This is a genomic window from Kitasatospora sp. NPDC029312, assembly GCF_055569215.1.
In genome coordinates this window covers 47,355-54,732 of record NZ_JBVHXY010000050.1, presented here as the reverse complement: position 1 = coordinate 54,732, position 7,378 = coordinate 47,355, and the positions used below count along the sequence as shown (strand labels likewise).

5 protein-coding genes are annotated in these 7,378 nt (G+C 71.3%); 3 read left to right on the top strand and 2 right to left on the bottom strand.

From position 1 onward, the window contains the following. The first annotated feature begins 274 nt into the window (after positions 1-274). Entirely contained in the window at positions 275-1,564 is a 1,290-nt protein-coding gene (gene clpX, locus ACZ4WV_RS30470; RefSeq protein WP_196950255.1) for an ATP-dependent Clp protease ATP-binding subunit ClpX, read from the top strand. A 76-nt stretch (positions 1,565-1,640) separates the two neighbouring features. Here clpX and ACZ4WV_RS30465 read toward each other — a convergent pair whose 3' ends face one another. Further along, on the bottom strand, positions 1,641-2,510 hold the full coding sequence (locus ACZ4WV_RS30465) for a hypothetical protein (protein WP_465751861.1): 870 nt from the start codon (positions 2,508-2,510) through the stop codon (positions 1,641-1,643). A 190-nt stretch (positions 2,511-2,700) separates the two neighbouring features. Here ACZ4WV_RS30465 and ACZ4WV_RS30460 point away from each other — a divergent pair, with 190 nt between their 5' ends. Together ACZ4WV_RS30460 and ACZ4WV_RS30455 are read left to right on the top strand one after the other, a co-directional pair. Next, on the top strand, positions 2,701-5,337 hold the full coding sequence (locus ACZ4WV_RS30460; protein WP_465751860.1) for a valine--tRNA ligase: 2,637 nt from the start codon (positions 2,701-2,703) through the stop codon (positions 5,335-5,337). 298 nt (positions 5,338-5,635) lie between these two features. Then, positions 5,636-6,160: a hypothetical protein gene (locus ACZ4WV_RS30455; protein WP_465751859.1), complete on the top strand. Its 525-nt coding sequence runs from the start codon at positions 5,636-5,638 to the stop codon at positions 6,158-6,160. Between the two features lie 22 nt (positions 6,161-6,182). Here the strand turns inward: ACZ4WV_RS30455 and wecB are convergent, their stop codons facing one another. Further along, complete coding sequence (gene wecB / locus ACZ4WV_RS30450) at positions 6,183-7,322, bottom strand: non-hydrolyzing UDP-N-acetylglucosamine 2-epimerase (RefSeq protein ID WP_465751863.1); 1,140 nt, start codon at positions 7,320-7,322, stop codon at positions 6,183-6,185. Positions 7,323-7,378: the final 56 nt, after the last annotated feature.

The following is a 7,378-nucleotide window of genomic DNA, read 5'->3' as shown; positions in this document are numbered from 1 at the left end:
TATCACACTCCCGCGTGCGAAGGGGGCGCACCACACTTGCCCCCCCCCCCCCCCCCCCCCCCCCCCCCCCCCCCCCCGACCCGTCGGCGGCTCCTGTCACGGCATCTGTTCGGTATCAATTCGCCCAGGGCGTAGGGCAGACCCGGCGAAGAGGACGGAATCACGGGCCCGGCAGAGTACCGTCGGATAGCGAGACCGAGCGCCGTCGGCGCGGACGGTCCACAGCACCAGGCCCCGGACCCCCGCGGGGCCCCTGGCGAAGGGGAAGCACCTCGTGGCACGCATCGGAGACGGTGGCGACCTGCTCAAGTGCTCGTTCTGCGGCAAGTCGCAGAAGCAGGTGAAGAAGCTGATCGCCGGCCCAGGCGTGTACATCTGCGACGAGTGCATCGACCTGTGCAACGAGATCATCGAGGAGGAACTCGCCGAGACCTCCGAGGTCCGCTTCGAGGAGCTGCCGAAGCCGCGCGAGATCTACGAGTTCCTCGACCAGTACGTGGTGGGCCAGGACCTCGCCAAGAAGGCGCTGTCGGTGGCGGTCTACAACCACTACAAGCGCGTCCAGGCCGGCGAGGCGGGCCGCAGCGGCGGCAACGGCCGCGACGACGCCATCGAGCTGGCCAAGTCCAACATCCTGCTGCTGGGCCCCACCGGCTCCGGCAAGACGCTGCTGGCGCAGACCCTCGCCCGGATGCTGAACGTGCCGTTCGCGATCGCGGACGCCACCGCGCTGACCGAGGCCGGCTACGTCGGCGAGGACGTCGAGAACATCCTGCTCAAGCTGATCCAGGCGGCCGACTACGACGTCAAGAAGGCCGAGACCGGGATCATCTACATCGACGAGATCGACAAGGTCGCGCGCAAGAGCGAGAACCCGTCGATCACCCGGGACGTCTCCGGCGAGGGCGTGCAGCAGGCGCTGCTGAAGATCCTGGAGGGCACCACCGCCTCGGTGCCGCCGCAGGGCGGGCGCAAACACCCGCACCAGGAGTTCATCCAGATCGACACCACCAACGTGCTGTTCATCGTCGGCGGCGCGTTCGCCGGCCTGGAGCGGATCATCGAGGGCCGCGCGGGCGCCAAGGGCATCGGCTTCGGCGCCAACATCCGCTCCAAGCGCGAGTCGGACGCCAGCGACCACTTCCGCCAGGTGATGCCGGAGGACCTGGTGAAGTTCGGCATGATCCCCGAGTTCATCGGCCGTCTGCCGGTGATCACCAGCGTGCACAACCTCGACCGCGAGGCGCTGCTGCAGATCCTCACCGAGCCGAAGAACGCGCTGGTCAAGCAGTACCGCAAGCTCTTCGAACTGGACGGCGTCGAGCTGGAGTTCTCCCGGGACGCGCTGGAGGCGATCGCCGACCAGGCGATCCTGCGCGGCACCGGAGCGCGCGGTCTGCGGGCCATCATGGAGGAGGTGCTGATGTCCGTGATGTACGAGGTCCCCTCGCGCCAGGACGTCGCCCGCGTGGTGGTCACCGGGGACGTGGTCTCCAAGCACGCCATCCCCACCCTCGTCCCGCGCGACATGATCAAGCGCGAGCGCCGCGAGAAGAGCGCCTGACCCACGGCCGTCACGCGAGGGGCCCCGCACCGGACCGGTGCGGGGCCCCTGCGCGTCGGGTGCGCGGGTTACCGGGTTACCGGGCGACCTTCATGGCGTCGCGGATCGCCCGGGTCTTCTCCGCGGCCTGCTCCGGGGTGATGGGCTGGGAGCCGTTGTCGCCGGTGGCGGTCAGGCTCATCTTGGTGAAGGTGACCCGGCCGTAGGTGGACTTGTCCGCCCACACGCAGACCGCGGAGCCGGTCTTGCCGGCGATGAGGGTCATGACGCCGCAGCTGAGCCTGCCCGAGGAGGCGTGGCTGTCCTTCGCCGGGTAGTCGGTCATCGGCGTCGTCCAGGTCACCCCGCCGCTGGTGCTCTTCGAGTCGGCGATGATCTGGTCCGGGTCGTTGAGGTTCCCGTAGATGCCGAGCACCGACAGCGAGTCCAGGTTCTTGACGTCGGTGCCCTTGCTGTAGCTGGCGCCCAACGCGTGCAGGTCCTTGCCGACCTTCGCCACGTCGGGCTTGCTCATGTCGGCGGCCTCCTCCTTCGCCGACTTCTGGACGTAGCCGTCCAGCAGCGTCTGCGGGGCGGTCAGCTTGTACTGGCCGCCCGCGTCACTGCCGCCGAGGAACTTCCAGGCCGCGAAACCGCCGCCGCCCAGCACCAGCGCGCCGATCACCAGGCCGATCACCAGACCGCCCTTGCCCTTCTGCGGCTGCGTCGGGTAGCCCGGCTGCCCGTACGGCGCCTGCGGGGGCACGCCGTACGGCTGCTGCGGTGCGCCGTAGGGCGGCTGCTGCGGAGGGTAGCCGTACTGCGGCTGCGGAGGGCCGTAGGGCTGCTGCGGCGGTGGCGCGCCGTAGGGCTGACCACCGTAGGGCTGGCCGCCGTAGGGCTGACCGCCGTGGGGCTGGCCGCCGTAGGGCCGGCCCTGCGGATCCTGCTGTCCCTGGCCGTACATCTGTCCTCGTGCTCCCCCGCCGCACCCGCGGCCGATCGTGGTGTGGGTACCAGTTCCGTGCCCGTCCGTCGCCCGGACGAGTGTCCGGGCACGCTACCGCACGCGCCCGCGGACGGGGCGTCCGGGCGGGGCGGGTACGGGCGCCGAAAGCGGTTCGTGACCAGGACCGGGGTTACGTAAACTGTGCGTCGTGACCGACACGACGAACCAGCGCCCCGTGAGCACCACCGGGGACGATGCGGCAACCCTCCCGACGACCTACACCCCCGCGGACGTAGAGGGCGAGCTGTACGAGCGCTGGGTAGAGCGTGGCTACTTCACCGCGGACGCGAAGAGCGACAAGCCCCCGTTCACCATCGTCATCCCCCCGCCGAACGTCACCGGCAGCCTGCACCTGGGCCACGCCTTCGAGCACACGCTGATCGACGCGCTGGTCCGCCGCAAGCGGATGCAGGGCTTCGAGGCGCTGTGGCAGCCGGGCATGGACCACGCCGGCATCGCCACCCAGAACGTGGTCGAGCGTGAGCTCGCCAAGGAAGGCAAGTCCCGCCACGACCTGGGCCGCGAGGCCTTCGTCGAGCGCGTCTGGAAGTGGAAGGCGGAGTCCGGCGGTCAGATCTCCGGCCAGATGCGCCGCCTCGGCGACGGCGTGGACTGGTCCCGCGAGCGGTTCACCATGGACGAGGGCCTCTCCCAGGCCGTCCAGACCATCTTCAAGAAGCTCTTCGACGACGAGCTGATCTACCGCGCCGAGCGCATCATCAACTGGTGCCCGCGCTGCCTGACCGCCATCTCGGACATCGAGGTGGAGTACCAGGACGACGACGGCGAGCTGGTCTCGATCCGCTACGGCGAGGGCGAGAACTCGATCGTCGTCGCCACCACCCGCGCCGAGACGATGCTGGGTGACACCGCGGTCGCCGTCCACCCGGAGGACGAGCGCTACAAGCACCTGGTCGGCACCGAGATCGAGCTTCCGCTGACCGGTCGCCGCATCCCGGTCGTCGCCGACGCCCACGTCGACCCGGAGTTCGGTACCGGCGCGGTCAAGGTGACGCCCGCGCACGACCCGAACGACTTCGAGATCGGCCAGCGGCACAACCTGCCGAACATCGCCGTGATGGACGAGCACGCCGTCATCACCGCGCACGGCCCCTTCCTCGGGCTGGACCGCCTGGAGGCCCGTTCGGCGATCGTCGCCGCGCTGCGCGCCGAGGGCCGGATCGTCGCCGAGAAGCGCCCGTACGTCCACTCGGTGGGCCACTGCTCGCGCTGCAAGACCACCATCGAGCCGCGGCTGTCCATGCAGTGGTGGGTCAAGGTCGGCCCGCTGGCGAAGGCCGCCGGGGACGCCGTCCGCGACGGCAAGGTCAAGATCCACCCGCAGGAGATGGAGAAGCGGTACTTCGACTGGGTCGACAACCTGCACGACTGGTGCATCTCGCGCCAGCTGTGGTGGGGCCACCGCATCCCGGTCTGGTACGGCCCGAACGGCGAGGTCGTCTGCGTCGGCCCGGACGAGCAGCCCCCCGCCGGCGAGGGCTGGCACCAGGACACCGACGTCCTGGACACCTGGTTCTCCTCCGGCCTGTGGCCGTTCTCCACGCTCGGCTGGCCGGAGCGGACCGAGAGCCTCGCGAAGTTCTACCCGAACTCCGTCCTGGTCACCGGCTACGACATCCTGTTCTTCTGGGTCGCCCGGATGATGATGTTCGGCCTCTACGCGATGGACGGCACCCCGCCGTTCCACACCATCGCGCTGCACGGCATGGTCCGTGACCAGAACGGCAAGAAGATGTCGAAGTCCTTCGGAAACGTGGTCAATCCGCTGGACTGGATGGACAAGTACGGCTCCGACGCGCTGCGCTTCACGCTCGCGCGCGGCGCCAACCCGGGCGTCGACGTGCCGATCGGCGAGGACTGGGTCCAGGCGGCCCGCAACTTCGCCAACAAGATCTGGAACGCCACCCGCTTCGCGCTGATGAACGGCGCCACCGTCGAGGGCCCGCTCCCCGCGCCGGAGGAGCTGACCGCGAGCGACCGCTGGATCCTGTCCCGCCTGAACAGCACCGTCGCCGAGGTGGACGGGCTGTACGAGGACTACCAGTTCTCCAAGCTCTCCGAGGCGCTGTACCACTTCGCCTGGGACGAGGTCTTCGACTGGTACGTCGAGCTCTCCAAGACCACCCTGGCCAAGGGCGGCCCGCAGGCCGACGCCGCGCGCCGGGTGCTCGGCGAGGTCCTGGACGTCACCCTGCGGCTGCTGCACCCGATCGTCCCCTTCGTCACCGAGACGCTGTGGACGACGCTCACCGGCGCCGAGTCGGTGGTCATCGCCGACTGGCCGGCCGACAGCGGCTACCGCGACGCCGAAGCCGAGGCGGAGATCGCCACGCTGCAGCAGGTCGTCACCGAGGTCCGCCGGTTCCGCACGGACCAGGGCCTCAAGCCGGGTCAGCGCGTCCCGGCCAAGCTGGAACTGGACGGCACGGCGCTGGCCGCCCACGAGGACGCGATCCGCTCGCTGCTGCGCCTGACCGTCCCCGAGGAGGGCTTCGCGGCCACCGCCTCGCTGCCGGTCGCCGGCGCCACCGTCTCGCTGGACCTCTCCGGCACCATCGACGTCGCGGCGGAGCGCAAGCGCCTCGCCAAGGACCTCGCGGCCGCCGAGAAGGAGAAGGCGCAGACCACCGCCAAGCTCGGCAATGAGGCCTTCCTGGCCAAGGCGCCGGACGAGGTGGTCGCCAAGATCCGGATCCGCCAGGAGGCCGCCGAGGCGGACATCGCCCGGATCACCGCCCAGCTCGCGGCACTGCCGCAGGGCTGAGTCGGACGCTCCCGCCGAGGGGCCGCACTCCGCGACACGCGGGGTGCGGCCCCTCGGCCGTTTTCCGGGCGCTCGCCGGGACGCCCCTGCGCTACGCCTAACAGAGCAGCAACCTTGCTCCCTTCTGACGAATATTCATCCTGGACCGGGTGACGTCCTATTCCGAGCGAATTGATTCCGGTCTTGCCCGCGCGCGTTCGCGGAAGTTTGCAGGTTCGGATGTGTACGGTGTGCACGGAGTTTCCGAAGGGCGTTTCTGCTGAGCGTTCATGCTGAACGACGGACGGGAGGGCATGGCGTGGTGGTGACCCAGGAGTTGGCCGAGGAACTGCCTGCCGCGGCGGTCGAGGAGGCCAAGGCCAGGGCGGCGACGCTGCTGCTCGCCTTCCGGCACGGGAACCAGATCGCGTTCGACCACGAACTGGACCTGCTGTTCGAGGAGAACGTCGAGCGGGAGGTGACCACCCTGCTCGCCTGGATCGCCGCCGAGGCCGTCCGCAAGGCGTACGCCCCCGAGGTCGGGGACCGGGTGCTCCGGGCGATGGCCCGGCGGGCCCCGGAGGACACCGGCGCCGTCCAGGTGGACGAGGAGTCCGCGAACGCCGCCCAGCTGATCGAGGCGGTCGCGGCCGGCGCGGTGGCCGAGGTCCGCGGCCTGGTCGCCGCGACGGCGGACACCACCTACCTGCTGGGCGGTCTGCTGCAGGGCGTGGCGATGATGCTGCCGCTCCTTCCGGAGGGCGAACTCGCCGAGATCACCGCCGAGTTGCGCCGCCGGCACGGCCATGCCGTGCACGTCCCGGAGGCCCGGGCGGGGGTCTGATCCGCTCCGGCCGCCGGACGGCCTACGCGGCCCGCGGCGCCGCCGCTTCCGCGCCGCGGCCGGCGAGCGCGGCGGTCAGCGCGGCGATCCGGGCCGAGGCGAGCCCGTCGCCGTACGGGCTGGGGGTGGCGGCCAGCCGGGCCAGCCGCTCGGGAGTGTCGGACAGCCAGGCGCGGGCCAGTTCACCGAGCTCCGCGTCCGGCCGCACCAGCGCCGCGAAGCCCGCGGCCATCGCCTCCGGGCGTTCGGTGGAGCGGCGCACCACCAGCAGCGGGCGCCCGAGCACGGTGCACTCCTCCTGCACGCCGCCGGAGTCGGAGACCAGCAGCGCCGCGTGGCTCGCCAGGCCCAGGAAGTCGCCGTAGCCGACCGGTCCGGTGACGGCCAGGCGCTCCAGCAGGCCGTCCAGGCCGAAGCGCTCGACGGCCGCGCGGGTGCGCGGGTGCATCGGGAACAGCACCGGAGTGCCGGACCGGGCGATCCGGTCCAGCTCGGCGAGCACGGCGCCGAGCGCCTCGGCGGTGTCGGTGTTCTCCGGGCGGTGCACGGTGGCCAGCACGTACGCGTCCGGGCGCAGCCCGTGGGCGGCGAGCAGCGCGGCGCGGGTGGCCCGGTCCGGCAGCTGGCGGCGGACCACCTCGACCACGGTGTTGCCGGTGAGCGCGATCCGGTCCGGGTCGAGCGACTCGGTGCGCAGGTTGGCGACGTTGTCCTCGGTGGCGGCGCAGAGCAGGTCGGAGACGTGGTCGACCATCACCCGGTTGTGCTCCTCGGGCATCGCCCGGTCGTAGCTGCGCAGCCCGGCTTCGACGTGCACCAGCGGGATCTCCCGGGCGTTGGCGGCCAGGGCCCCGGCGAGGGTGGCGTTGGTGTCGCCCTGGACGACGACGGCGGCGGGGCGGTCCTCGGCGAAGGCGGCGTCCAGCTGGCCGAGGGACTGGGCGATCTGGCCGGCCCGGGGGCGGCCGCCGACGCCCGTGAGCAGCTCCGGCCGGGGCAGGTCGAGGTCGCGCAGGAACCGGCCCGACATCGCCTCGTCCCAGTGCTGGCCGGTGTGCACCAGTCGGGTGGCGTCGCCGAGTTCGTGGATCAGCGGGGCGAGCTTGACGAGCTCGGGGCGGGTGCCGAGGACGACGGCGACGCTGGACGGGGGCAGGCACATGCTCATGGCGGGCTCCGAAGGGGCGGGGCAGGGGCGCGGGGAGGGAGGGGGGAGAG